Here is a 25,629-nt window from a genome sequence, read left to right on the forward strand (position 1 = left end):
CGTTGTACCGCACTGGTGTGACGGCCCGTGACGACACTAGGCTCGGGGCGATGCACATCGAAGCACCGATCGACATTCCCTGGAAGTCTGGCGCCTGGACGGCGCTGCCGGTCGCGGCGGAGGAATCGGCGGGGCGACTGCTGGTCACCGCGGCCGAGGGCAGCGACGCGTGGCGGCACACCGGTTACGGTTTCGTCCACGAGGACGAGCACGCGCTCTTGGAGGACTGGGATCGCGGCCAGGCGGTCGAGGTGAGCTTCATCGCCTCGTTCGAGGCGCAGTTCGACCAGGCGGGCCTGATGATCCGCGTCGACGCGGAGCGCTGGATCAAGGCCGGGGTCGAGTTCGCCGACGGCGCGCCGCAAGTGGGCGCCGTGGTCACCGCCGGGAAGTCCGACTGGTCGGTCGCGCCCGTGCCGGAGTGGGCCGGCCGCGAGGTCACCGTCCGGGCCAGCCGCTTCGACGACGCGATCATCGTCCGTGCTCGCGTTGAAGAGGAACCGTGGCGGCTCGTGCGCCTCACTCCGCTTGATCCCGATGCTGTGGTTCAGGCCGGGCCTTACTGCTGCGCGCCTTCGCGGGCGGGCCTGACGGTCGCCTTCACCGCTTGGCGGCTGACCGAGCCTGACGCGGCGCTGCATTGAGCGCCGCTCGCGTCCTGTTACCGCGGGTACTTTTGCGCTCTGCCGGTTTACGGCTCGCAAGCGTCGCCGAGACCGGATCCCTGAGACTGGGAATAGCTTGACTTAGCGGGTTATTTCCAGTCTTCCTCATCGTCTGGTGCCGCTTCGTCCTCGTCGAGCTCGCCCGCGAGGAGCTTGAGGTCGTAGACCGACATGCGCTGGGACCGGTCGGCGCGGCCGTTCGCGCTCACCGTGACGCCGTCCTCGCGCAGCAGCTCCGGCACGTCCGTGCCGCTGCTCCCGTCGGACCAGCGGAACCCGTCCGAGACCGTGCCGCCCGCCGTGAGCACCCGGTAGGCCTTCGGGACGTTGCCGTCGTCGCGCATGAAAGCCCCCACCTGCCGCGGCCCCGTCCCGATCAGCTCCGCGAGGTCCCCGTACGAGGTCCAGGTGCCCTCGGGGAGTGCGTCGACGACCCGGCGGACCAGCTCCCAGTCCTCTTCAGTGGTCATGTCCGCGAGCCTAACGGCCCCGCCCCGCAGCGTCGGCCGCCACCTGCCGGGATCGGCCCTCCTACCGAGGCGCCACCTGGTGTTAACGTCGGAGGAGACAGGGGAGCCGATTGGCTGAGAGTGCGGAACCGACCGCAGACCCTCAAACCTGATCCGGGTAATACCGGCGTAGGAAGTCGTTCGTCGACCGCTGTCGCGCCGTGTCCATGATTCTCGTGAAAGGCATGCCCATGCCCGACAGCACCGCCCTTGCAGCCTCCGCCCGCTGGCGCACCGTCGACATCCTCACCTGCGCCGTCATCGCCGTCGCCTTCGGCGTCGTCTTCTGGGCCTGGAACTTCGTCTGGGCCGGCCTCGAGCCGACCCTCGCGTTCCTGCCCCCGCTCAAAGGCATCCTCTACGGCGTCTGGCTGATCCCCGCCGTCCTCGCCCCGCTCATCGTCCGCCGCGCCGGCGCCGGCCTGCTCACCGAGGCCCTCGCCGCCACCGTCTCCGCCCTCCTCGGCTCCATCTGGGGCCTCTTCGTCGTCTACCAGGGCCTCGTCCAAGGCCTCGGCGGCGAACTCGCGTTCGCAGCCGGGCGGTACCGCCGCTACGGCACCCTGACGGCCGTCGCCTCCGGCGCGCTCGCCTGCTTCGCCGCCACGCTCTTCGACGTCATCGCCTACTACCCGACCTACGACCTCTGGGCGTACAAGGTCCCCTACATCGCCTTCGCGATGCTCTCCGGTGCCATCGTCGCCGGTCTCGGCTCCAAGGCCCTCGTCAAGGCCATGCTCCCCACCGGCGTCCTCGACCGGTTCCCCGCCGGCCGCGAACGGGCCCGGATCTGACGCAGCCATGATCCCGGTCGAGTTCCGCGGCTTCGCCTGGCGCCACGCCGGACGCCGCGCCCAGGCGGTCACGGGCGTCGACCTGCGCATCGAGCCCGGCGAGCGGGTGCTCCTGCTCGGCCCCTCCGGGTCGGGCAAGTCCACCCTGCTCGCCGCGCTCGCCGGTCTCCTCACCGAGGATTCCGGCGAGCAGGACGGCGAAGTCCTCATCGACGGCAAGCCCGCCGCCGACCAGCGCGACCGCGTCGGCATCCTCTTCCAGGACCCCGAGACGCAGCTCGTCATGGCCCGCAGCGGCGACGACGTCGCCTTCGGCCTCGAGAACCAGGCCGTGCCGCCCAGTCGCATCTGGCCGCTGGTCCACGAGGCCCTCGAAGCGGTCGGCTTCCCCTACGGCGTCGACCGCTCCACGCACGCCCTCTCCGGGGGCGAGCAGCAGCGCCTCGCGTTCGCCGGCGTCCTGGCCCGCCGCCCCGACCTGATCCTCCTCGACGAGCCCACGGCGAACCTCGACCCCGAAGGCGCCCAAGACGTCCGCGAGGCCCTGCGGGCCGCGCTGGCCGAGACCGAGGCGACGCTGATCGTCGTCGAGCACCGTGTCGCCGAGATCCTCGACCTGGTGGACCGCGTCATCGCCCTCGGCCCCGGCGGCAGCCTCCTCGCCGACGGTCCCGCTGAAGCGGTCCTCGCCGAACACGGCGAGCACCTTGCCGCCCAAGGCGTCTGGGTCCCCGGAGTGCCGCTCCCGACGCACCCGTCCCGGGACGCGGGGGAGGTGGCGCTGCGCGGCGAAGCGCTCGCCCTCACCCACCCCGGGACCGGCCGGCCCGCCCTCGACGGCGTCTCCTTCGAACTGCGTCAAGGCGAACTGCTCGCCGTCACCGGACCCAACGGCTCCGGCAAATCCACATTGGCGCTCCTGGCCGGCGGGCTCGTGCGGCCCACCGGCGGCCGCTCCACGGTCCCCGGCGAGCCGCGGCCGCTCCACCGGCTCCCCGCACGGCGCCTGGCAACGCGCGTCGGCTCGGTCTTCCAAGACCCCGAGCACCAGTTCGTCACGCCCACAGTGCATGACGAACTCGCCTTCGGGCCGCGCCAGGCAGGCTGGCCGAAGGCCCGGATCGAAGCCCGCGTCGCCGAACTGCTCGAGCGGCTCCGTCTGGCGCCCTTGGCCAACGCGAACCCCCACACGCTCTCGGGCGGCGAGGCCCGCCGCCTCTCGGTCGCCGGGGCACTCGCGGCAGCGCCCCAAGTGCTCCTGCTCGACGAGCCCACCTTCGGCCAGGACCGCCGGACCTGGGGCGAACTGGTCGACCTCACCGCCGACATCCGCGACGAGGGCACCGCGCTCCTCGCCGTCACCCACGACCGCGACTTCGCCGCGGCCCTCGCCGACCGCGAACTCGTCCTGGGTGCCGGCCGCATCGTCGAGGAGCGCCGCCGATGACCATGGCCCTCGCGTCCGTCTGCGACGCCCGAGCACCCATCGCCCGTGCCAACCCGGTGGCGAAGCTCGCCGCGGTCGCCGCCGTCTCGACCACCGCGCTCGTCGCCGCCGACTGGCTCACCCCGCTGCTCCTGCTCGCCGCACTCCTCGCGGTCCTCCCGTTCACCGGCATCCGCCTGGGCGCGTTGGCCATCCGGCTCCGCTGGCTGTGGCTCGCCGCTTCGACCGTGGTGGCCGTCAACGCGATCTTCGCCGCCGAGCAGACCGGCCGCCTCCTCATCGACCTCGGCCCCCTGGAGATCAGCACCGGCGCGCTGATCGACGGCACGGCGATCGGCCTGCGCGTCTGCGTGGCCGCCACCGCGGGGGTCCTGGGATTCGCGACCACCGACCCGACCGACCTGGCCGACGCGTTGACGCAGCAGTTGCACGCCCCCGCCCGGTTCACCATCGGAGCGCTGGCCGCCCTGCGGCTGCTGCCGCTGCTCGGCGCCGAATGGCGGCAGATCACCAGCGCCCGCCGCGCGAGGGGCCTGGAAGGCGGATGGAACCCGCTGCGGCGCGTGCGCCTGTTCGCCTCGACCATGTTCGCCCTGCTCGTCGGCGCCATCCGCCGCGCCGGGCGGCTGGCGGCGGCGATGGACGCGCGCGGATTCGATTCGGAGATCCCGAGAACCCATGCGAGAGAGCAGCGGATGCACGCGGCGGACTGGGTCCTGATCGCGGCGGCACTGGTGGTGTGCGCGACCGCGGTCGCGGTCAGCGTCGCTTATGGCCTCTTCACGGTCTTCGCCTGAGCGGCGGTCGCTTCGGGCCCTTGCGGTCTCAGATGGTGACGGTGTCGCCGTCCGCGATGCGCTGGAACCGGGCGCCGATGAGGTTGACGAGGTTGCGGTCGACGATGGTGATGCCGTCCTTGCTCAGGATGGCGTCGTGGATCGGGTGCACGACCGGCGCGTCGACCGCGCGGATGAAGTCGACGCACTCCGAAAGCTTCAGCCAAGGTGCTGACACCGGCGCGAACAGGACCCGCACCGGCTCGTCGGGGACCGTGAACGCGTCGCCGGGGTGGAAGACGCCGTCGACCAGGTAGCCGACGTTCGGGACCACCGGGATGTCCGGGTGGATGACGGCGTGCCGCTTGCCGACGACCTTGACTTCGGTTCCCGCCACGGGGATCGCATCGCCCGCGCTCACCGTCGTGAACGGGAGGTTCCCGAGGACTTCGGAGAGCGACTCGGGGCCGTAGATCCGCGTGTCGGGCCGGTCTTCGAGGAGGTTGCGCAGCTCGGGATCGTTGCAGTGGTCGGCGTGCTGGTGGGTGATGAACACGGCGTCCACACCGTCCAGAGCCGCGGGATCGGAGAAGACCCCGGGGTCGATCACGAAGGCGCCGTCGTCGGTGTCGAACCGGATGCACGCATGGCCGAACTTGGTGAGTCGCATACGTTCACCTTGACATCCTCCCCGCTTTGCATGGCGGGAATGCCCACCTTTCGGTGATCCACCTGCCTCGCGGCAGTGGTCGCTGCATCGGCATCCCGGCCATGTCTCGCCCCGCACGGATACGCCCATCGCCGCACAGCGAGTTCAGCTTGGCCTTTCACGCACTGAGCACAACCGGGTCGAGGGAAACCAACGATCGACGGCGACGACACCGCGACCGTATCGTTCGCATTTCGACTCCAGGGTCCGCAGGGACTTTCCCAACGAGGTGTCGTGCATCGACTTCGCCGACCGGCTCCGCGACAACCCCGATACCGGCAACGACTCCACGAACACCGCTTGGTTCTCGCGAATGATCCTGGTCTGAGTTTCGGTTTCCTGTGGTGAGCGGGTGCTGTCGCCGGTGGCGGGGCCGTTTTGCGGCCGCCCGGTGCAAATCGTTGGACGCGTCGGGTGCGACCGTGTTTGATCACGGGATGTCTATCGTGTTGAGTACACCGGGTCCTGGCGACCTGGACGAGGTTGTTCGCGCGCTGGCGGAGTGGCGGCGGGAAGGCTCCCCGATGCAGCTGCACTCGGGGGACGTCGGGTTCTACTGGCAGTTCGGTCCGGAGAAGACCGCGGCGGCGTTGCGCATATGGCGCCGCGACGGCCGGATCATGGGCGTCGGCCTCATCGACGGCCCTGACCTCGTGCGGTTGGCCGTGGCGCCGGAAGCGCAGGAGGACGACGCGCTCGCCCGGCAGATGGCAGAGGACGTGACGCGGCCCGAGCGCGGCGTCCTGTCGGCGGACGCGGCCAATGTCGAAGCGCTCTGGGGCGGCCGGTTCCGCGAGGCGCTGCAAGAGGACGGCTGGGTACCGGACGAGCCGTGGATCCCGATGGTGCGGGACCTGAGCGAACCCGTGGCGGACGGCGGCCTGCGGATCGAGGTGGTCGGAGCCGAGCGGGTCGAGGAACGGGTCGCGGTGCACCGCGGGGCCTTCAAGGGGTCGAAGTTCGACGCGGAGCGGTGGCGGGCCATGGCCGCCGGGACACCGTACGCGAACGCCCGATGCCTGGTCGGGTACGACGACCAGGGTGCCGCGGTCGCGGCCACGACCGTGTGGTCGGCGGGTCCGGGCAGGCCTGGCCTGGTCGAACCCCTTGGCGTGCACAGTAACCACCATGGACGCGGTTACGGCAAGGCGATTGCGGTCGCCGCCGCTGCGGCCCTGCGTGACATGGGTGCGTCCAGCGCGACCGTGTGCGCCGAAGGCGCCAACGCCGCAGCGGTCGCCACCTATCGAGCGGCCGGATTCCAGCCCCGACCCGAGGTGCGGGACCTGCGCCGGATCGGCTGATACTCCAGTTGATGGTTCGAGTTTCATGCTGTGAGGGTGAGTTGTCGCCGGTAGTGGAGCCGCTTCACGGTTGCTTTATGGCGTCGCCTCCGGCAGGGACTACGAAGGAGACGAAGTCCTTCCCCGACGGCTTCCTGGTCAATGTGACACTCGAAGCATCGCAGGGAGTTTGCGTTACCGGGCGACTTTCAGATCCCCGATCTTGAGGAGCCGTGGCCTGCCGTCATCGAGCACGCGGAACCCGGCATGGCGCGTGAACCGTGCGGACTGCCGGTGCGTCCGCTTCTTGAACTGCGGCGGACCCGCCTTGCGGCCCTGACGCTTCCCGTTGCGAGTGGCGAAGAAGTCCTTATAGGCCGTATCGGCGTCGCGGAGCGACTGCTGAAGTGGCACGGAGGAGATGGGCCGGGGCGCACGCCCCGGCCCACCGGTCTCGCGGGTCCTGGTTTCCGGCCTTTCCCGCTGGCCTCGCGCCCTCAGGCGCCGGCCGGTGCTTCTCCGATCGCCGGCTGGGCGAACTGGGCCTCGTAGAGGCGGGCGTAGGCGCCGCCCGAGGCCAGGAGTTCTTCGTGGTCGCCCTGCTCGACCACTTGGCCGTGCTCCATCACCACGATGACGTCAGCGTCGCGGATCGTGGAGAGGCGGTGGGCGATCACGAAACTCGTGCGGCCCTGCCGGAGTGCGACCATGCCCTGCTGGACGAGCATCTCGGTGCGGGTGTCCACCGAGCTCGTCGCCTCGTCGAGGATCAGGATCGACGGGTCGATGAGGAACGCCCGCGCGATCGTCACCAGCTGGCGCTCCCCGGCGCTCAGGCTCCCCTCCTCGGCGCCGACCACGGTGTCGTAGCCGTCCGGGAGGGTCCTGATGAAGTGGTCCGCGTGCGCCGCCGAAGCGGCCGCCACGACCTCCTCGCGGGTCGCGTCCGGTTTGCCGTAGGCGATGTTCTCGGCGATGGTGCCATCGAACAGCCACGTGTCCTGCAGGACCATGCCGATGCGCCGCCGCAGGCGCTCGCGCTCCACGCTCGAGATGTCGACGCCGTCCACGGTGATCCGGCCCGCGTCCAGGTCGTAGAAGCGCATGAGCAGGTTGACGAGGGTGGTCTTGCCCGCGCCGGTGGGGCCCACGATCGCCACCGTCTGGCCCGGTTCGGCCGAGAGCCACAGGTGCTCGATGAGCGGCTCGTCCTCCAGGTACCGGAACGAGACGTCCTCGAAGGCGACCGTGCCCTTGAAGGCCCTGCCGCCGAATCTGGCGTCTGCGGGAGCGGCGCCGTTGGCCGCTTCCAGTGGGGCGTCGGCGGACTCGGGGTCGGGCGACTGCTCCTCGGCGTCGAGGAACTCGAAGACCCGCTCGCCCGAGGCGACGGCCGACTGCACTTGGCCGAACATGCCCGCCAGCATGTTCAACGGGTTCGAGAACTGGCCGGTGTACTGGATGAACGCCTGGATCTGCCCGAAGGTGAGCACTGCCGCGGCCACTTGGAGCCCGCCGACCACGGCCACGAGCACGTACGTGACCGAACCCAGGAACGCCATGGCCGGGCCGAGCAGCCCCGCCACCCACTGGGCGCGCACGGTGTTGTCGTACAGCTCCTCGTTGTCGCGCTTGAACCGGGCCGCGCCCTGGGCCTGGCGTCCGAACAGGGTCACCAGCTGGTGGCCGGTGATCATCTCCTCGATGTGCCCGTTCAGCTTGCCCGTGGTCGCCCACTGCTTGGCGAACCGCGGCTGGCTTCGCTTGCCGATCATCCGCGTGGCCAGCACCGTGAGCGGCATCGTCAAGAGCACCACCAAGGTGAGCAGCGGCGAGATCGTGAGCATCATGATCGGCACGCCGACGAGGAACAGCAGGCCCTGCACGATCCGCTGGGTCACCTGCCCCACCGTCTGGGTCAGGTTGTCGATGTCGTTGGTGACCCGCGAGAGCACCTCGCCCCGCGAACGGGAGTCGAAGTACCGCAACGGGAGCGAGGAGACCTTGCGGTCCGCGTCCGCACGCAGCTCGAACGCCATCTCCTGCGCGAGCTTCGCGATGGTGCGGCCGTTGAACACCGTGATCGTGAACGTCGCGAACGCCAGCGCCACCGCGAGCCCGAGCAGGCGCGCCAAAGCCCCGAAGTCCAGGCCTCCGGCGGTCGCGCCCGCGATCACGAGGTCGGTGGCGCGTCCGAGGACCGTGGGGATGGACAGCATGCCGGCGACCATGAGCACGCCGAAGCCGACCACCGAGGCGAGGCGCAAGGGGTTGCGCCGCAGCAGTGCGAGGATGCGGCGGACGGTGCCGCGGAAGTCCTCGGCCTTGGTCGAGGCCGGTGCGCCCGGCCTGACTCCCATCATGGTCACAGCGCCTCCTGAAGGGTGAGTTGGGAATTGACGATCTCGGCGTACACGGCGTTGCCGGCGAGGAGTTCCTCGTGGGTGCCGGTGCCGACCACGCGCCCGGCGTCGAGCACGACGATGCGGTCGGCGTCGCGGATGGTCGAGACCCGTTGGGCCACGATCACCTGCGCGGCGTCGGCGATGTCGGTGGCGAGCGCGGCCCGCAGGGCGGCGTCGGTGGCGGTGTCGAGCGCGGAGAACGAGTCGTCGAAGAGGTAGACCTTGGGGCGGGCCACGAGGGTGCGGGCGATGGCCAGGCGTTGGCGCTGGCCGCCGGAGACGGTGGTGCCGCCTTGGCCGATGACGGTGTCGAGGCCGTTCGGCATGGCGCGCACGAAGTCGGCGGCCTGGGCGGTCTCGAGGGCGTGCCAGAGCGCGGTGTCGTCGGCGTCGGGGTCGCCGTAGCGGAGGTTGGAGGCGACGGTGCCGGAGAACAGGTAGGCGCGCTGGGGGACCAGTCCGATGGTGCGGGCGATGAGGGCCCGGTCCATGTCGCGGACGTCGACGCCGTCGACGCGGATCGCGCCGGCGTCGACGTCGAACAGGCGGGGGATGAGGTGGAGCAGGGTGGTCTTGCCCGCGCCGGTGGAGCCGATGACGGCGGTGGTCTGGCCCGGCCTGGCGATGAGGTCGACGTCGCCGAGAACGGGTTCTTCGGCGCCGGCGTAGCGGAAGCTGACGCCCTTGAGGTCGAGTTCGCCGAGTCCGGCGAGTTCGGTGACCGGCTCGGCCGGGTTCACGATGCCCGGCTTCGTGTCGAGGACTTCGCGGATACGGCCGGTGGCGACTTTGGCGCGCGGGGCCATCATGAACACGCCCATGGACATCATGACGGCGCCGAGGATCATGCCGGCATAGGTGAGGAAGGCGATGAGGTCGCCGATCTGCATGGTGCCGTCGGCGATGCGTCCGGCGCCGAGCCAGACGATGGCGATCGAGGTGAGGTTGCCGAAGGCCATGGCGGTGGCGCCGAAGAAGGCCTGCACGCGGCCGACTTTGAGGGCGGCATCGGTGAGTTCGGTGTTGGCCTCGGAGAAGCGGCGCTGCTCGTGGCCGTCGCGGGCGAACGCGCGGATGACCCGGATGCCGGTGATGTGCTCGCGCATGACGCGGTTGATGCCGTCGATGCAGCGCTGCATGACGCGGCTGGCCGGGATCATGGCGACGACGATGCTGTAGATGACGACGGCCACGACGGGGAGGGCCGCGAGGAGCACGCCGGTCATCGGGACGTCGAGGCTCAGGGCCAGCGCGAGGCCGCCGATGGCGGCGATGGGCGCGGTCAGGAGCAGGGTGAGTCCCATGACGAGCATGGTGACGATCTGCGTGATGTCGTTGGTGGCGCGGGTGATGAGGGAGGGCGCGCCGAAGCGGTCCATCTCGGCGGCGGAGAAGCGCTGCACTTGGGCGAAGAGGTCGGCGCGGAGGTCGCGGCCGAGGGCCATGGCGGTCTTGGCGCCGAAGTAGACGGCGAAGCCGGAAGCGGTGATCTGCACGAGGGTGACGGCGAGCATGATCGCGCCGTGGCGCAGGACGTAGTCGGTGTCGCCGGTGGCGACGCCGTGGTTGACGAGGTCGGCGTTGAGGGTGGGCACGTACAGGGACGCGAGGGTGCCGAGGATCTGGAGGACGACGGTGAGGGTGAGGTTCCGGCGGTGGGGCCGGAGGTATTCGGCGAGGAGCCGGATGATCGAGCCTTCGGGTGAGGCCTCCTCGTCAGGGCCCGCTTTCGGGGCCGGGGGTGCGGGTGGTTTTCCTGTCATGCGGACGAGCATAACGTAGATTTGGACCGGGTACAAATTTTTTCCCGGTTCATATTTTGGTCTGGTACAGTAAAAGGGTGGAGCAACGCACCGGCCTGCGAGAGCGCAAGAAGAACGCGACGTGGGAGCTTTTGAGGAAGACCGCCCTCGACCTGTTCGAGGAACGCGGTTTCGAGAACGTGTCCGTGGCCGAGATCGCCGCGGCGGCCGAGGTCTCCAAGGCCACGGTGTTCAACTACTTCCCGGCCAAGGAAGACCTCGTCATCGGCGGCATGAAGCACCACACCGGCGACGCCGCCCGGATCGTGCGCGAGCGCCGGCGCGGCCAGACCCCGCACGGGGCCCTGTGCGAGCACTACCTCCACCTGCTGGACCGGAGCGCGCCGCAGGTCGGCCTGAGCGACAACCCCGTGTTCCTGCGGGTCCAGCACCTCATCATGGCCACCCCGTCCCTGCGCATCAGCGCCATGGACTACCGCCGCCAGGCCTCGGTGCAGCTCGCCTCGGCCCTCATCGAGGAGGGCAACTCCGAACTCACCTCGCGCCTGGTCGCCTCCCAGCTGCTGCACACCCAGCACATCCTCGTCGAGGTCAACGTCCGGCGCCTGCTGGCCGGCGACCCGATCGACGACATCCGCCTCGCCGCGGTGAACGCCGCCCACCACGCCTTCGGGCTGCTCGAGCACGGCATCGGCGACCTCATGCGGCGCGAGACCGAACCGCCCGCACCCGACGCCGCGTACGGCCCCGACGGCTGCCGCTTCGACTACCTGCACGGCGAGTCCGAAGTCCGCGAGGCGACCGAACGGGCGCTCGCCGAAACCGGCAACGAGGTCCTCGAGGCCCTCACCGACCCTGACCGGCGCTGAAACGAGACCGCGGCACCCGTTATGCCAGTGGCGCACGGTGACTAAACTGCGGCCTATGTCCTCACTCGACCACCTCGTCCTCGCCACACCGGACCTCGCCGCCACCGTCGCGGAAGTCACGCGACTCACCGGGACCCGACCGGCCCCCGGTGGCGTCCACCTGGGCCTGGGCACCAGGAACTTCCTGCTCGGCCTCGGCGAGGGCGGCTATCTCGAGATCATCGGCCCCGACCCGGAGCAGGGCGAGCCGGAAGGGCCGCGCCCCTTCGGCATCGACGGCCTCACCGAAGCCCGCCTCGCGACCTGGGCCGTCCGCGTGCAGGACATCGACGCCGCAGTCGGGGCCGCCCGCGAAGCCGGGCACGACCCGGGCGAACCCCGCGCGATGTCGCGCCAGACCCCCAGCGGCGAGCAGCTCTCGTGGCGGCTCACCCTCGACATCGAACGCGGCCGCACCGGCCTCGTCCCCTTCCTCATCGACTGGGGCCAGGCCGTCCACCCGTCCGTGAACCTCCCGGTGGTGCCGCTCGTGGGCCTCGAAGGCGTCCACCCCCACCCGGAGCGGGTCGAACCGCAGATCGCGGCGGTCGGCGCGAAGCTCCCCGTCAAAGCCGGGAACCGCCCCTCCCTGGCCGCCACGCTCTTCGGCGAAACCGGGCTCGTGGTGCTGCACTGAACCCACGCACGCGAAAGGCCGCTTCCGATACGGAAGCGGCCTTTCGCGTGGTGCTAGCCGTTGTTCGACGGCGGCTCGCCCGAAGGCATCTCGCTCCCGCCCGGGGCTTCGCCGCCGCCACCGCCGCCACCGGACGGTGCAGCACCGCCGCCGCCGGCCTCGGTCGACGTGTCCACGCCCACCGGCAGGGTGATCACGAATCCGCTGGAGACGTCGCCGCTCGCCGCCGCGAGCTGGGACGCCCCGGAGTCGTCGCTGAACACGTTGTCGGATTCGAGCGTGATCTGCGCGAGGTTCCCGACCGAGTCCTCATAGCCCTCTTCGGCGTACACCAGGTCGCAGGTCTCCTGCGGCAGCGCCACCTGTGAGGTCGCGATGGCGTTCGCCGAGTCGGTGATCGACGCCTCGTCCGGGTACACCTCGAAGTGGATGTGCGGCCAGCGTCCCGAATAGCAGCCAGGGAAAATGCTCGTGAAGGTCACGACGCCGTTCGAGTCGGCGACCTGCACACCGCGGAGGAAGTTCTCGTTCTCCAGGCCCTCCGAGTACATCGAGTACTCGCCGTTGTTGGTGCAGTGCCAGGCGTAGACGGCCACACCCTCGAAGGCCGCGTTGCCGTTCGCCATGTCGTAGATCGTGAGTTCGAGGGTCATCGGCACGCCCTCGGCCGTGGTCGTGCTGTCGCCGAAGCTCGAGCGGATGTCGCTGCGCACGATGCCGCTCTCCTCGAGGACGTCGACCCCGTTCGAACCGTCGCCCGGGTACGGGCCCGCAGTCTCCTCCGGAATCTCGGTCAGATCCGCGGCGGCGTCCGTGCCGCCGGTGGTGGTCTCACTCGCGGGATCGGTGGACGTGGTGCACGCCGCCAGACCCACCGCCGCGACCGCGCCGCCGGCGAAGAGCACCCCGCGCCGGCTCATCAGCGTCCCGATGTCGAATTGCAGGCCCTGGTCGACCAGCTCCTCATCCTGCTTCGCGTACGGGCGACCCTCATAGGTCAGCGTCTCCTGCTGCTTCGTCCCCACCGTTTTTCCCCTCTCTGGCAGTTCGTCCACCGAAGTCTGCGGCCGGAACCACCGGCGAATCTCGGAACGATGTCAAAGAAACCTCGGAGAAAAAGGGCACTTGAGGGATCACAGGGGACGCGACGCCTTCAACGAGTACATCAGCGGCAGCCGCGGCCGCTCCTCGGGAAGCCGGAACATGCCGTCCTCGCCCTGCACCAGCTCGGGAAACTGCTGGAACACCGTCATGTCGTGCTCGTGCAGGAACTCGAGCCGGAGCCCGGCCCCGCAGATCGCCGAGACGATGTCGCCCAAGGTGTGCAACCGCGCGAAGCTGAGATTGTCGACCGTCTCCGCCTCGAAATCGACGTACGAGCCCGGCTCGTCCGTCACCAGCGGTTCTGCGCGGAAGTAGTCCTCCTTGACCTCGGTGGCGTTGTCCCAGCTGAAGACGTTCAGAAACGGGTGGAACTCGGTCAAGTACAGGAACCCGCCCGGCGCGACCAGCGAAGCGGCCGTCTCGGCCCAGCGCCGGATGTCCGGCAGCCAGTACAGCGCCCCGATGCCCGTGTAGACGATGTCGTAGTCCTTGTCCGGCAGCGCCGCCGCGGCCTCGTACACGTCCGAGACCACGAACTCGGCGCGGTCGGCCAGCCCGATGTCGGCCGCCAGACTCCGTGCGACCGCGACGGCGGGCTCGGAGAAGTCCAGCCCCACCACCTTCGCGGCGCCCCGCCGGGCCCACGAGAGCGTGTCCTGCCCCATGTGGCACTGCAGGTGCAGGAGCCGCTTGCCCGTCACGTCGCCGACTTCAGCCGCCTCGAAACCGCGGATCTCGTCACGCCCGGCGCGGAACCCGTCCTGGTCGTACAGGGCGCTGGCGGCGTGCAGCGGGACGCGCTCGTCCCACATCGCCCGGTTGGCCGCGATCCATTCCTCGGAGTGCTCTGATCCACTTGTCATGGGCACCACTTTCGCAGCGGGCCGGCTGGGCGGCAAGCGGTTTGCTCAATCTCCCTTGCTGCGCGCTCCGGGGAAGTCGGCGACGAGATCCCAGCCGAGGTGCTCGTAGAGGGCGCGGCCCTCGTCGCTGCCGACGAGGAGCCCCCAGGCCATGCCGAGCCCGAGCGCGTGGTTCGACAGCGCCCGCATCATGGTGGAGCCCAGGCCGCGGCGCTGGTGGGCCGGGCTCGTGATGACCTTGTCGAAGACGCCGAACTCGCCGGACCGGCCGAGGCGGGCCGATGCGGCCAGGTCGCCCGTGAAGTAGTGGACCCGCGCCACGGTGAGGTCCTCTTCGGTCTCGACGCTCAGGCGGTAGCCCTCCGGGACGGTGAACCGGGTGGGCGCGAACTCGGTCGCCATGAGGTGCCCGGCCTCGTCCATGGTCCACGTCGACGGCACCGATTCGCGCAGCAGCGCCGTCGGTCCGGCGATCATGAGCTGGCGCCCCGGCACCGAGAGGCGCTCGGCCGCTTCGGCGAGGGACGCGGGGGTGTAGGTGTGGAAGACCTGGCGGACCTCGAGACTGGGTCGGCCCACGGCGACCTCGAACCCGCCCTCGACGGGCGTCGGCGGTGCGGTGAGCCGCGAGACGGCGCGTCCGCCGCCCCAGGCCATGACGAGTTCGGGGATCGCGTGGGGCGTGGACATGCGGCTCCTCAAGGGGTGTCGGGTACGCGACCACTCTATTGCAAGATACTTGCAATAAGCTAGGGGGATCCGGCGATGTGGGACTGTCGGTGGCGGCGCGTACGCTCGGGCGGTTCGCACGAGGCAGGGGAGTGAACGGTGAGCGATACCGTGGAGTTCGATGGCGATGGCCTGGCGCGATGCCCCTGGGGCACGGCGCCCGAGATCTACCGGGACTACCACGACCTCGAGTGGGGCCGCCCGATCCGCGGCGATGACGCCCTCTTCGAGCGGGTCAGCCTGGAGGCCTTCCAGTCCGGCCTGTCGTGGCTGGTGATCCTCCGCAAACGCGAGGCGTTCCGCAAGGCCTTCGACGGCTTCCGCATCGCGAAGGTCGCCGCTTACACCGACGACGACGCCGCACGGCTCCTGGAGGACGCCGGCATCGTGCGCAACCGCTTGAAGATCGCGGCGACCATCGCGAACGCGAAGGCCGCCGCCCGACTGGACGGCGGCCTCAGCGACCTGGTGTGGTCCTTCGCGCCCGAGCCGCGCGAGCGTCCGAAGCGGATCGCCGACGTGCCCGCCGTGACCGCCGAGTCGACCGCTCTGTCGAAGGCGCTCAAGAAGCACGGCTTCAAGTTCGTGGGCCCGACCACGGCCTACGCGATGATGCAGGCGATCGGCATGGTCGACGACCACCTCGCCGACTGCCACGTCCCCGTGCGTTCGTAGCGGGCGTCCAACCTTCCGACCGGCTCCGGGCGTTCAGGCGATCGTGATCGTTCGGGTGGCCTCGACGCCGTTGACCGCGGCGGTCAGCTCGACCGTGCCGGTGCGCCAGGCGCGCAGTTCGCGGGTCTCGGGGTCGAACCAGGCGTCGAAGCGCCACCAGTTGAGCGGCCCCGGCGGGTGCTCGCCGATGTGGACGTTCGATCCGGACCACTCCACGCCCATCGGGTAGACGACCGGGATGGTCGAACCCGCTTGGGCCAGTTCGGCTTCGACAAGGACCGTGGCGCCGGGCGCGAGGTCGGGGGCGTTCACCGTCAGCTCGTCGACCTGGGGCCGGACCTGCGCGGTGAGCCATTCCTGGCCTGAGGCGCCGATGCCGAACTCGGTCCAGCCGATGAAGCCGCCGTCCTCGGGCGGGCTGGAAGGGGCCTTGCCGGAGTTGCCGTTGACCCAGTAGGAGACGCCGTCGACGCGGGAGGCGTCGAAGTAGCCCGCATGCGCTCCGATGTAGACGGCTTCCTTGCCGCTGCCGGTCTCGAAGCCGGTGAGCCACTCCTCGATCACCTCGGCCTCGAGCCGGTCGCCCAACTGGCTCGCCTGCTGCGGGCTCTTGTCGTTCGTCGGGACGTGCGCGACGACGGCGACCGAGTCGACATCGGGGTCGGCGGCGGCCTCGTCGAGGGCGTTGCGCAGCATGAGGATCTGCTCCCAGCCGCCCTTGGCGACGGTGAGGCCGGACGTGTCGAGGGTGATGAAGCGGGTGCCGCCGCGGTCGAAGGTCCGATAAGCGGGCCCGAAGACCGCCGACCAGTCGTCCACGGTGCAGCCCATGGCCTCGTGGTTGCCCGGCACGTACACCCAGTCGAGGTCGTCGCCGAGCTCTTCGTCGAGGATCCGTTCCGCGAGGGCCAGGTCGTCGCTCTCGCATTCGTCGACGAGGTCGCCGTTGATCACGAGGATTTCGGCGTCGGATGCCTTGATCTCGCGGAGGGTGCGGCGGGCCGAGGTGACGATGGGGCCGTCGGGGTTCTCGGCGGTGAACTGCGCGTCCGACATGACCGCGAAGGTCCAGTCGGCGCCGTCCAAGTCCCCGGCGACCAGCGGGTCGGCCGCGGGTTCGGCGCTCGGGATAGCGACATCGGGAGCGGTGTACGCGACGAGGTCGCTGATGGTGATCGAACCGTGGTAGGAGGCGGTCGCGCGGGTCTCGGCGACGTAGAAGCGGTACACCGAGACCGGATAGTTCACGCCGTCCGGGACCGCGAACTCGACCCGGTTCCAACCCGGTTCATTGAGGTGGGCGCCGCGGAGGACCACGTCGGTTCCGTTGGCGTCCTTGAGCTGCAAGGAGGGCCACTCGCCGTCGCCCTCGGCTTCGATCCACATGCCGAACCGCTGCGGCTGGCCCTCGACGGGGATGTCGGCGGGCGGCCGGGCGTAGGCGGCGCGGGTGGCGGTGGACTGGGTGAAGTCGTAGGTGAGGGCGAGGCCGTCGCCGTCGTGGCCGGGCGCGGGCGCCATCGAGCCGGTCGCGCGGGCCGTCGAGAACGTCCACTGTGCGGCATCGCCGAAGTCGGCGACGGCGCTCTCTTCAAGGCCGACGGTGACGGCGAGCGCGGTGGTGAGTCCGCTGACCTCGAGTTCGACGGTGCCTGATCCGGTGGCCTTAGCGGTGACGGTGAAGCCGCCGAGGCCGTCCGGTGCGATCGTGAAGAGGCTGTCGTCGTAGGCGAGGGCGACGTCGCCGGGGTCGATGGGCGCGGTGAAGCCCGCGGCGTCGGCCCCGAGGAGCTGGAAGGTCGCGGAGGCTGCGACGTCGGGGAGTGACAGGAGCCGTTGGGAGGGTTCGAGTCCGGCCAGGGGGCCGAGGACCGTGAGTTCGGTCGAGCCTTCGGCGTCGCCGTCCTTCGCGGTCACGGTGGCGGTGCCGGAGCGGTTGCGGGCGTGGAAGACCGCGTCGTCGTCGACCCAGCCGAGACGGGACGGGGAGGTCTGCCAGTTCGGGTCGGCTTCAGCGGGCCCGTACGCGCCGTCATAGGCGGCCACGGACAGCGGCCGGGTCAGGCCGGGGAAGACCCGGTCGTAGTCGGCGCCGTCGATCGCGCCGGGTTTGAAGGGCGCTTGCGGGGCGACCGCGAATCCCGCGGGCTCGCCGTCGCCGGCGGGGACGGTGAACGCGAGGCCGTTCCCCACGGCGCGTTCGGTGTTGTCGGAGGGGCTGTTGACGGTGACGAGGTCGCCGGCGCCGGGGGCGCGGGCGATGAGCGTGGAGGAGCCGCCGCCGTCGAGGTTGAGGGCGCTGTGGGCGCCCATGACGAGGAGCTGCTCGGCGGTCTCTTGGAGGGTGTAGCCGCCGCTGGCGGCTTGGCGGCCGTCCACGGTGAGGACGAAGAGCCGGCGGCCGTCCTCGGAGACGCCGACGGCGGTGCGCGGGTGGCGGGCCTGGTCGGCGTGCGGCACGATCGCGCCGTCCTGCAAGAGGATCTGTCGGCCGGAGACGGCGGTCTCGGGAAGGTCGCCTTGGGGGACGGCGGCGTAGTCGACCGCGACCTGGTCGCCGACCTGCAGCCGGTCGAGGGCCTGGGCGCCGGCCTCGCGGCCGACGAGCGTGACCGTGCCCTCGGCGATCGCGCCTTCTTGCGGCGCATCGGTGACGGCTGTGACGATGCCGTCGGCAATGTGGACTTCGGCCAGCTCGGTGGCGCCGTCGGCGACCCGGGCGCGGCTCGCGTCGCCCCAGTCGGCGTCGTACACGCCGATGGCTCCGGCGGGCAGGGCGGTGGTGTTGAGGCCGTGGAGGTCGAGCGCGGCCGTGTCGGTGGTCGCCGTCCCGGTGAATCCGATCGACTGGATCGAGGCCGTCCCGTCGGCGTCGAAGCCGATCACATTGGATGATCCGGTGGCCGCGGACTTGACGAGCTCGCCGTCCGCGATCGCGACGCCTTCGGCGCCACCGGTGTCGTTGATGTCGAAGAAGTCGGCGTTGAATGCCAGGACTGCGCCCTTGAGGCCGTCGAGCTGCTCGCGGACGGGCTCGGCGGCGGCGACCGTTCCGGGGGAGAGGTATTCGGCCCGCACCTCGGCGGTGAGGTCGATGACGGCCGCGTCGCCGCGGATCCAGCCCTGGTCCTCCCAGCGGTCGAAGGATTCGAGGTCGACGCCGGGCGCGAGGGTCGAGGCGCCCGAGTCGACGGGGATCGAGTCGCCGCTCGCCTCTTGGGCGTTCGCGGGCGGGGCGGCGAGCGTCGCGGCGAGGACGGCCGCGGCGAGCCAAGGGGTCGTGCGCACGATGGAACCTGGCCTTCGGGGGAGTGGCGTGCAGGGGCCTTCCCAAGATCCCATGAAAATCAGTTACACGGGTAGTCTCTAACATGAAAATAATCGCCAAATTCTGCGCGAACCGCGGTCATGCCTCCAGGGGTCGTCCACCCAGAACGCGAGATCGCGGTTCTCACCCGGCGGAAGCGGTGGAGCCCCTGACGACGACACGGCACTGGACGGTGTGGACGCCGAGGCCGTGCTCGGCGTCGATGGCCTCGAACAGGGCCCGGGCGGCGGCGCGGCCGAGCTCTTCGAGGTTCATGTCCACACTGGTGAGCTGCGGCCTGGCGCCGGTGGCGAGGACGTCCCAGTTGTCGAAGCCCATGACCGCCACGTCCTCGGGGATGCGGCGGCCCCGTTCGCGGAGTGTGTCGAGCACGCCGCGGGCGACCTGGTCGGAGCCGCACAGCACGGCGTCGACCTCGGGCTCGCGGTCGAGCAGCATCCCGGCCGCGGCCCGGCCCCAGCCCTCTTCCCAAGCGCCGTAAGCGACTTCGCCGACGAGTTCGAGTCCGGCCGCGTCGAGGGCCGCCTGCGCGCCCGCCGCGCGGTCGCGCGCGGCGCTGTAGTGGCGGTCGCCGCTGATGTGGGCGATCCGGGTGCGGCCGCAGGCGACGAGGTGCTCGACGGCCATCCGGCCGGCGTTCACGTTGTCGGGCACGATCGAGAGGTGCTCGGGGTTCTCCGAAGGCGCGTAGACGTACACGACCGGCACGTCGACGGAGTCGGCCAGCGGCGGGCGCGGATCGGTGGAGGAGCCGACCACGATGAGGCCGTCCACGCGGCGGCTCAGGAGGGCCTGCACGTGGTGGCGTTCGCGGATCGCGTCGCCGCGCGCATCGCACAGGAACACCGAGACCTGGCCCGCGCCGAACGCGTCCTCGGCGCCCATGAGGATCGGGAGGCTGAAGCGGCCCACCAGGTCCGAGGTCAGGAGTCCGACGGTGCCGGTGCGGCCGGCGAGCAGTCCGCGGGCGAGCGAGTTGGGGGAGAAGGAGAGCTGCGCGGCGGCCTCCAGCACCCGTTCGCGGGTCTGGGCGTGCACGTGGTTGCGGCCGTTGAGCGCCTTCGAGGCCGTGGCCACGGAGACGCCCGCCAGGCGGGCCACATCGGACAGTGTGGTGGCGCGCGTGCCGCGCGGCGCGGGGGTTCGGGCCACTCGTCCTCCTTGGGTCGGCCCGGACCGGGACCGCGGGTGGGGCGGCCGGTGTTCCTCCGGGCTGGCTCGACTGTAGCCGACCGGCCGAAACTTTGCCGAACCGGCTTTCGGCCATCAGTAATATTTCAATTCACGGTAATCGATGCATTGACATCGCCCTGCCGCGGCCCATAGCATCGGTTTCGACGCAATGGCCGAAAAGGTTTTCGGATCCTTTCGGTGCCCCGGCACACCCCCGCATCCTTTCCGGAGGCACGCAAATGGTGCATCGCCCCACGTCCACCCGACTCCTCGCCACCGCCGCCTCAGCAGCCCTCGCAGCCGGACTCGTGGTCGGCGCGGCCGGACCCGCGGCGGCCCAGCAGACCATCGGCTACCCCGAGTTCACCGGCGGCGACGCCGTCCCCGATGAACCCGTGCCGTACGACGTGGGCGGCATGATGCCGGCCATGTTCGAGGCCGAAGCCGACGGCACCGACTTCTGGATGGACCGCCTCCTCGCCCGCGAGGGCGACGACCCGGCGGGCGACCAGTGGCTCATGACCCGCGGCCGGGCGCTGCTCATGCGCGTCCACGACCCCGAGGTGATCGGCTTCGGCGGCGAACTCGCCTACTACGACCCGTTCTTCGACCGCGCCTCGAACACCGACGGCTTCACGATCGACATCGGCGACGGCGAGTTCACCGAGGTCGCGGACCGGCGCCGCCAGACGCCGAGCCACTGGACCAGCGTGCACGAGGGCGGCGACCTCACCGCTGAAGTGCAGAAGTTCATCACCGACGACAACGTCGCGGTCGCCAACGTGACGGTCGAGAACGACGGACCCGCCGCCGCCGTGCCGATCCGCGTCGACTCCGACTTCGCCTGGCAGGCATCGGGAGACGAACTCACCGGCGTGCTCGACGTCCAGAACTCCCGCGGCGAGCGCCTCACCACCGTCTTCCCGCGCCTCTCCGGCTCGGGCCTGGCCCCCGAGGACGGCGGCCTCACCGGTGAACTCGAACTCGCCCAAGGCGAATCGGCCACCTTCAAGGTCCAGCTCGGCATGATCGCCACCGAGCTCCCGGCATCGAGCGACGAGTACGAGGCCTACCGGGCCCTGGACCCTGCTGACGCCTTCGCCACCCACGTGCGGACCTACAACCAGTGGTGGGCCGACAACCTCCCCTACTTCGACGTCCCCGACGAGGCCCACAAGAAGTTCATCTACTACCGCTGGTGGCTGATGCGCTACAACTACCTCGACGCGGACATCCCGGGCAACGACTTCCAGTTCCCCACCTCCATCGAGGGCGTCACCGGCTACAACAACGCCATCGCCCTCACCGTGCCGATGTTCATCGACGACCTGAAGTACCTGCGCGACCCCGCGTACTCCTACGGCCCCTGGGTCTCCACCGGCGAGACCTCGAAGGGCGGCCGCTTCATGGACAACCCCGGCGACCCCGAGAACTGGTCGAACTCCTACACCCAGTACATCGCCGAGGCGGCCTGGCGCTCCTACCAGATCCACGGCGGCCCTGAGGAGGTCGTGGAGAACCTGGCCCGCTACGCCGAAGGCGATGTGAAGGGCCAGCTCGAGACCTTCGACTCGAACGACAACTACCTCATCGAGTACGACTGGGGCGCGATGACCGGCAACGACGCCGACGCCGTCTCCTTCCACTGGCGCGAAGGCGACCTCGACCGCGCCGAATCCGCCTACCAGTACTCCGGCGCGATGGCCGCCGCCGAGGCCTACGAGCTCATCGGCGACACCGCCAAGGCCGCCGAGATGCGCACCCTCGCCGAGAACATCCAGGCCGCGCTCACCGACGTGCTCTGGAATCCCGAAACGCAGCTCTTCGAGCACGTGCACGTCGAATCCGGCGACCACGTGCCGTGGAAGGAGATCAACAACTACTACCCGTTCTCCGTGGGCGCCATCCCGAACGAGGCCCAGTACACCGACGCCCTGCGCCTGTTCGAAGACCCGGCCCAGTACCCGGTGTTCCCCTTCTACACCGCCAACCAGGCCGACAAGGAAGAGGCCGCCGAGCAGGGCAACCCCGGCTCGAACAACTTCTCCCAGATCAACTCCACCGTCCAGTTCCGGCTCTTCTCCTCGGCGATCCGCGACTACGACCAGGACTCCATCACCGCAGAGGACTACAAGAAGCTCCTGTATTGGAACGCCTGGTCCACATACATCGGCGGTGACACCGCCTGGCCGGACTCGAACGAGTTCTGGGCCGACTGGAACGCCGGCAACGAGAGCATCGACTACCGATCCTGGATCCACCACACCACCCTCGGCTCCAGCATCTGGACCTATGTGGAGGACGTGGCTGGCCTGCGGCCCCGCACCGACGACAAGATCGAGCTCTCCCCGATCGACATCGGCTGGGACCACTTCACCGTCGACAACCTCCGCTACCGCGACTCGGACCTGACCATCGTCTGGGACGAGCCCGGTGACGGCACCGTCCACTACCCCGGCGTCCCCGAGGGCTACTCCGTCTACCTCGACGGCAAGCGCGCCTTCACCCTCGACAGCCTCGTACCGGCCGTCTGGGACCCGAACACCGGCCAGATCGACCTGGCCGAAGGCGGCAACGTCCTCAAGACCAAGAGGATCAAGGAGCTCTCGGCCCCCGAGGACGTCGAACTCGACGGCCGCGTGGTCGACGTGTTCGCCAAGGCCGGCGCCGACCTCGAAGGCGACGCCGAGAACCTCGCCGAAGGCCAGACGGCGACCGCCTCCCACACTGCGACCGGCAGCAGTGTCGAAGGCGCCGTGGACGGCACCACCGTCAACGCCCCCTACTGGTCCAGCGCCGGGTCCGGCGACGAAACCGACTGGTACGAAGTGGACCTCGGCGGCACGGTCACGGTGGATGAGGCCCGGCTCTACTTCTACCGCGACAGAACTGTCGACGGACTCGCCGAACCCGCCGTCTACCAAATCCAGTACCACGACGGCACCGACTGGGTCACCGTCGAGGACCAGGCCAAGACCCCCGCGATACCGCAGGCCAACTACAACCTCGTGCAGTTCCCGGGGGTCAGCACCGACCGCATCCGGATCCTCATGGACCACCAGGACGGCCACGCCACCGGACTCAAGGAAGTCCAAGTGGTGCAGAGCGGCCACGACGCCGCACCACCGGAGAACGTCGCGCCGTACGCACTCGCGAGACAGGACCTCCACTTCCGTCAGCCGATGCAGGCGCTCCTCACCGGCTCCGTGAAGGACGACGGCCTGCCGCTCGACGGCACCGTCACCTCCCAGTGGTCCAAGGTCGAAGGTCCCGGCTCAGTCGTCTTCGAGGACGCCGCCGCCTCGACCACCGTCGCCACCTTCACCGAACCGGGCACCTACACGCTCCAGCTCGCCGCGGACGACGGCGCCGCCGAAGCCGCCTCCACCGTGGACGTGGTGATCGCCGAACCCGACGACCGCACCAACGCGGCCCTCTACGCGACACCGACCGCCTCCTACACCTCTTCCTGGGAGAACGTCACCGCCGTCAACGACGGCATCGACCCGCCGCGCTCCAACGACGGCAACAACCCTCGCTGGGGCACCTGGCCCGAGACCGGCGAGCAATGGGTCCAGTTGGATTGGGACACACCGGTTCGCGTCAACGCGAGCGACATGTACTTCCTCGACGACGGCGGCGGCGTGCAAGTCCCCGCCTCCTGGAGGATCCAGTACCGCGACGGCGAGACATGGAAGGACGTCGCCGCCGACGGCGCCTACGGCACCGCCGCCGACCAGTACAACCAGGTGACCTTCGACCCCGTGACCACCACCGGCATGCGCGCGGTCCTGCAGAGCGGCGCCGCCAGCGTCGGCATCCTCGAATGGAAGACCTTCGCCGAAGCGCCCGAAGAGGTCAGGGCCGTGCACCAGCCGACCATCGTCGGCACCGTGCCCGACCTACCATCCACGGTGACCTGCGTGTACGCCGACGGCACCCGCGTCGAACAGCCCGTCGTCTGGCAGCAGCTCACGCCCGAGGACCTGGACGAGCCCGCCACGCACGTCGAAGTCGGCGGCCTCGTCACCGGCCTCGCGCTCCCCGCGAACGCCACCGTCCACGTCAGACTCCACGACCAGGTGGAGATCACCGCGCTCGAAGCCGAAGCGGTCACCACCGTCGCCGGTCGAGCACCCCAGCTGCCGCCCACCGTCACCGCCGTCTACAACGACGGCTCGAAGGACAACGTGAGCACCGATGTCACCTGGGCGGCCGTCGACCCGGCCGACTACGCCCAACCGGGCACCTTCACCGTCCAAGGCACCATCGCCGGCACCTCCCTCGCCGCCGAAGCCACCGTCACCGTCGTCAGTTGATCTCCCACCGGCACTTAGGAGACTTCCCATGCAGCACAAAGCACTCAGACCGCGAACCCTCTTGTCCGCCGGGGCCACGGCAGCACTCGCGCTGGCGCTGGCAGCCGTACCCTCCGGTCCGGCCGCGGCCCAGGAGGTCAACCTCGCGACCTCGGCCACGCCCACCGCCTCGTACACCTCGCCGTGGGAGACCGTCTCGGCGGTCAACGACGGCATCAATCCGAGCCGCTCCAACGACACCGCCGACGACCGCTGGGGCACCTGGCCCGAAGAGGGCACCCAGTGGGTGCAGCTCACCTGGAACCAGCCGGTCACCGTCGCCTCCTCCGACATGTACTTCTTCGACGACTCCGGAGAAGGCGGCCCCGGCGGCGTCCGGATCCCCGCCTCCTGGCGCATCGAATACCTGGCAGGCGGCACATGGCAGCCCGTGAGCGCCACCGGTTCCTACGGCACCGCCGCGAACCAGTACAACTCGGTGGACTTCGCGCAGGTCACCACGACCGCCGTGCGCGCCGTGATCACCAGCGGCGCGGCCAGCGTCGGCGTCCTCGAATGGAAGGTCTTCGGCGAAGGCGGCGCGTCCCAGGCGGGCAACCCGATCGTCACCGACATCTACACGGCCGACCCGGCCACGCTCGTCGTCGGCGACACCGCGTACATCTTCTCCGGGCGCGACCAGGCCCAGCCGGGCCAGGAGGCGTTCGTGATGAACGAATGGCACGCCTTCTCCTCCAAGGCGCCCGACAACGACCCGGCCGCGTGGGAATCGCACGGCGCGATCCTCTCGCTCGACACCTTCGACTGGGCCGGGGCCAACGCCTGGGCCTCCGAAGTGGTGCAGGGCCCCGACGGGCGCTACTACTGGTTCGTCTCCGTCGACGGCGCGACCGACAACGGCTGGATGAACATCGGCGTCGCGGTCGCCGACGACCCGCTCGGGCCCTACGAGGACGCGATCGGCGCCCCGCTGATCGCCGACTCGACTCCGAACTCCTCGGCGCTCAACATCGACCCGACGGTCCACATCGCGAACGACGGCCAGATCTACATGTACTGGGGTTCCTACTGGCAGCCGCGCATGGTGAAGCTGGGCCAGGACATGACCTCGCTCGCGAGCGCGGTGACGACCCCGCAGGGACTCACCGACTTCTGGGAGGCCCCTTGGCTGTTCGAGCGCAACGGCACCTACTACATGGCGTACGCCTCGAACGCCGGCGCGGACTGCGTCACCAGCTCCGCGTACGCGTGCATCCGGTACGCCACCGCCTCGAGCCCGGCCGGCCCGTGGACGCACCGCGGTGTCGTTCTCGGCCAGGTCACCTCGACCACCAACCACCCGGCGATCATGGAGTTCGGCGGCGAGTGGTGGATGGTCTACCACACCGCCGACGCCCCCGGCGGCGGCGACTTCCGCCGCTCGGTCGCCATCGACGAGCTGACCTTCAATGCGGACGGCACGATGCAGAAGGTCATCCAGACCACCGGAGGCGCCCGATGAATCCGCGTTTCACCCGTAGGAACGCACTCCGCCTGGGCGCC

At 70.0% G+C, this 25,629-nt stretch carries 20 protein-coding genes and 1 riboswitch; of the genes, 10 read left to right on the forward strand and 10 right to left on the reverse strand.

Annotated elements, in window-relative coordinates:
- Positions 1-50: 50 nt before the first annotated feature.
- A complete protein-coding gene (locus ACFO8M_RS23945) occupies positions 51-644 on the forward strand; it encodes a DUF1349 domain-containing protein (protein ID WP_387980234.1) in 594 nt (197 codons plus the stop codon).
- A 110-nt stretch (positions 645-754) separates the two neighbouring features.
- On the opposite strand, the gene ACFO8M_RS23950 is transcribed toward ACFO8M_RS23945, so the two are convergent.
- Positions 755-1,135 carry an MGMT family protein gene (locus tag ACFO8M_RS23950; RefSeq protein WP_387980236.1) on the reverse strand — a complete coding sequence of 127 codons (381 nt, stop codon included), beginning with the start codon at positions 1,133-1,135 and terminating at the stop codon, positions 755-757.
- An 89-nt stretch (positions 1,136-1,224) separates the two neighbouring features.
- Positions 1,225-1,327, forward strand: a riboswitch (TPP riboswitch).
- Positions 1,328-1,365: 38 nt separating this feature from the next.
- Here ACFO8M_RS23950 and ACFO8M_RS23955 point away from each other — a divergent pair.
- Genes ACFO8M_RS23955 through ACFO8M_RS23965 form a run of 3 tightly spaced genes read left to right on the forward strand, consistent with a single transcriptional unit; the run spans position 1,366 to position 4,212 of the window.
- Entirely contained in the window at positions 1,366-1,968 is a 603-nt protein-coding gene (locus ACFO8M_RS23955) for an ECF transporter S component (RefSeq protein WP_387980238.1), read from the forward strand.
- A 7-nt stretch (positions 1,969-1,975) separates the two neighbouring features.
- A complete protein-coding gene (locus ACFO8M_RS23960; protein WP_387980240.1) occupies positions 1,976-3,415 on the forward strand; it encodes an ABC transporter ATP-binding protein in 1,440 nt (479 codons plus the stop codon).
- On the forward strand, positions 3,412-4,212 hold the full coding sequence (locus ACFO8M_RS23965; RefSeq protein WP_387980242.1) for an energy-coupling factor transporter transmembrane component T family protein: 801 nt from the start codon (positions 3,412-3,414) through the stop codon (positions 4,210-4,212). Before ACFO8M_RS23960 ends, ACFO8M_RS23965 begins: the two co-directional genes overlap by 4 nt.
- A gap of 28 nt (positions 4,213-4,240) precedes the next feature.
- Here the strand turns inward: ACFO8M_RS23965 and ACFO8M_RS23970 are convergent, their stop codons facing one another.
- Positions 4,241-4,861, reverse strand: coding sequence for an MBL fold metallo-hydrolase (locus ACFO8M_RS23970; protein ID WP_387980244.1), 621 nt, complete (start codon positions 4,859-4,861; stop codon positions 4,241-4,243).
- Positions 4,862-5,424: 563 nt separating this feature from the next.
- Here ACFO8M_RS23970 and ACFO8M_RS23975 point away from each other — a divergent pair.
- Positions 5,425-6,204: a GNAT family N-acetyltransferase gene (locus ACFO8M_RS23975; RefSeq protein ID WP_387980246.1), complete on the forward strand. Its 780-nt coding sequence runs from the start codon at positions 5,425-5,427 to the stop codon at positions 6,202-6,204.
- 174 nt (positions 6,205-6,378) lie between these two features.
- On the opposite strand, the gene ACFO8M_RS23980 is transcribed toward ACFO8M_RS23975, so the two are convergent.
- From ACFO8M_RS23980 to ACFO8M_RS23990, 3 genes are all read right to left on the reverse strand, one after another.
- Positions 6,379-6,597 (reverse strand): hypothetical protein, encoded by a 219-nt coding sequence (locus ACFO8M_RS23980; RefSeq protein ID WP_387980248.1) that lies wholly within the window; start codon positions 6,595-6,597, stop codon positions 6,379-6,381.
- An 83-nt stretch (positions 6,598-6,680) separates the two neighbouring features.
- Entirely contained in the window at positions 6,681-8,546 is a 1,866-nt protein-coding gene (locus tag ACFO8M_RS23985) for an ABC transporter ATP-binding protein (RefSeq protein WP_387980803.1), read from the reverse strand.
- Between the two features lie 2 nt (positions 8,547-8,548).
- Positions 8,549-10,351, reverse strand: coding sequence for an ABC transporter ATP-binding protein (locus ACFO8M_RS23990; RefSeq protein ID WP_387980250.1), 1,803 nt, complete (start codon positions 10,349-10,351; stop codon positions 8,549-8,551).
- Positions 10,352-10,428: 77 nt separating this feature from the next.
- Here ACFO8M_RS23990 and ACFO8M_RS23995 point away from each other — a divergent pair, with 77 nt between their 5' ends.
- Both ACFO8M_RS23995 and ACFO8M_RS24000 read left to right on the forward strand, forming a co-directional pair.
- The gene (locus ACFO8M_RS23995; protein ID WP_387980252.1) at positions 10,429-11,220 is read left to right on the forward strand and encodes a TetR/AcrR family transcriptional regulator; all 792 of its coding nucleotides are present in this window, start codon (positions 10,429-10,431) and stop codon (positions 11,218-11,220) included.
- Between the two features lie 55 nt (positions 11,221-11,275).
- A complete protein-coding gene (locus ACFO8M_RS24000; RefSeq protein WP_387980254.1) occupies positions 11,276-11,896 on the forward strand; it encodes a VOC family protein in 621 nt (206 codons plus the stop codon).
- 53 nt (positions 11,897-11,949) lie between these two features.
- On the opposite strand, the gene ACFO8M_RS24005 is transcribed toward ACFO8M_RS24000, so the two are convergent.
- The 3 genes from ACFO8M_RS24005 to ACFO8M_RS24015 form a co-directional block, all read right to left on the reverse strand.
- A complete protein-coding gene (locus tag ACFO8M_RS24005; protein ID WP_387980256.1) occupies positions 11,950-12,921 on the reverse strand; it encodes an intradiol ring-cleavage dioxygenase in 972 nt (323 codons plus the stop codon).
- Between the two features lie 108 nt (positions 12,922-13,029).
- On the reverse strand, positions 13,030-13,863 hold the full coding sequence (locus ACFO8M_RS24010; RefSeq protein WP_387980258.1) for a class I SAM-dependent methyltransferase: 834 nt from the start codon (positions 13,861-13,863) through the stop codon (positions 13,030-13,032).
- A gap of 45 nt (positions 13,864-13,908) precedes the next feature.
- Complete coding sequence (locus tag ACFO8M_RS24015) at positions 13,909-14,553, reverse strand: GNAT family N-acetyltransferase (protein ID WP_387980260.1); 645 nt, start codon at positions 14,551-14,553, stop codon at positions 13,909-13,911.
- Between the two features lie 138 nt (positions 14,554-14,691).
- Here ACFO8M_RS24015 and ACFO8M_RS24020 point away from each other — a divergent pair, with 138 nt between their 5' ends.
- Positions 14,692-15,267 (forward strand): DNA-3-methyladenine glycosylase I, encoded by a 576-nt coding sequence (locus tag ACFO8M_RS24020; RefSeq protein WP_387980262.1) that lies wholly within the window; start codon positions 14,692-14,694, stop codon positions 15,265-15,267.
- Between the two features lie 33 nt (positions 15,268-15,300).
- Here ACFO8M_RS24020 and ACFO8M_RS24025 read toward each other — a convergent pair whose 3' ends face one another.
- Positions 15,301-18,555 (reverse strand): phosphodiester glycosidase family protein, encoded by a 3,255-nt coding sequence (locus ACFO8M_RS24025; RefSeq protein WP_387980264.1) that lies wholly within the window; start codon positions 18,553-18,555, stop codon positions 15,301-15,303.
- Positions 18,556-18,718: 163 nt separating this feature from the next.
- Positions 18,719-19,747, reverse strand: coding sequence for a LacI family DNA-binding transcriptional regulator (locus ACFO8M_RS24030; protein ID WP_387980266.1), 1,029 nt, complete (start codon positions 19,745-19,747; stop codon positions 18,719-18,721).
- Positions 19,748-20,007: 260 nt separating this feature from the next.
- Between ACFO8M_RS24030 and ACFO8M_RS24035 the strand changes: the two genes are divergently transcribed.
- Together ACFO8M_RS24035 and ACFO8M_RS24040 are read left to right on the forward strand one after the other, a co-directional pair.
- Complete coding sequence (locus ACFO8M_RS24035) at positions 20,008-24,087, forward strand: galactose-binding domain-containing protein (protein WP_387980268.1); 4,080 nt, start codon at positions 20,008-20,010, stop codon at positions 24,085-24,087.
- Between the two features lie 28 nt (positions 24,088-24,115).
- Positions 24,116-25,588 (forward strand): family 43 glycosylhydrolase, encoded by a 1,473-nt coding sequence (locus tag ACFO8M_RS24040; protein WP_387980270.1) that lies wholly within the window; start codon positions 24,116-24,118, stop codon positions 25,586-25,588.
- Positions 25,589-25,629 lie beyond the last annotated feature (41 nt).

The sequence above is a fragment of the Glycomyces rhizosphaerae genome (genome assembly GCF_042647865.1).
Lineage (GTDB): Bacteria > Actinomycetota > Actinomycetes > Mycobacteriales > Micromonosporaceae > Glycomyces > Glycomyces rhizosphaerae.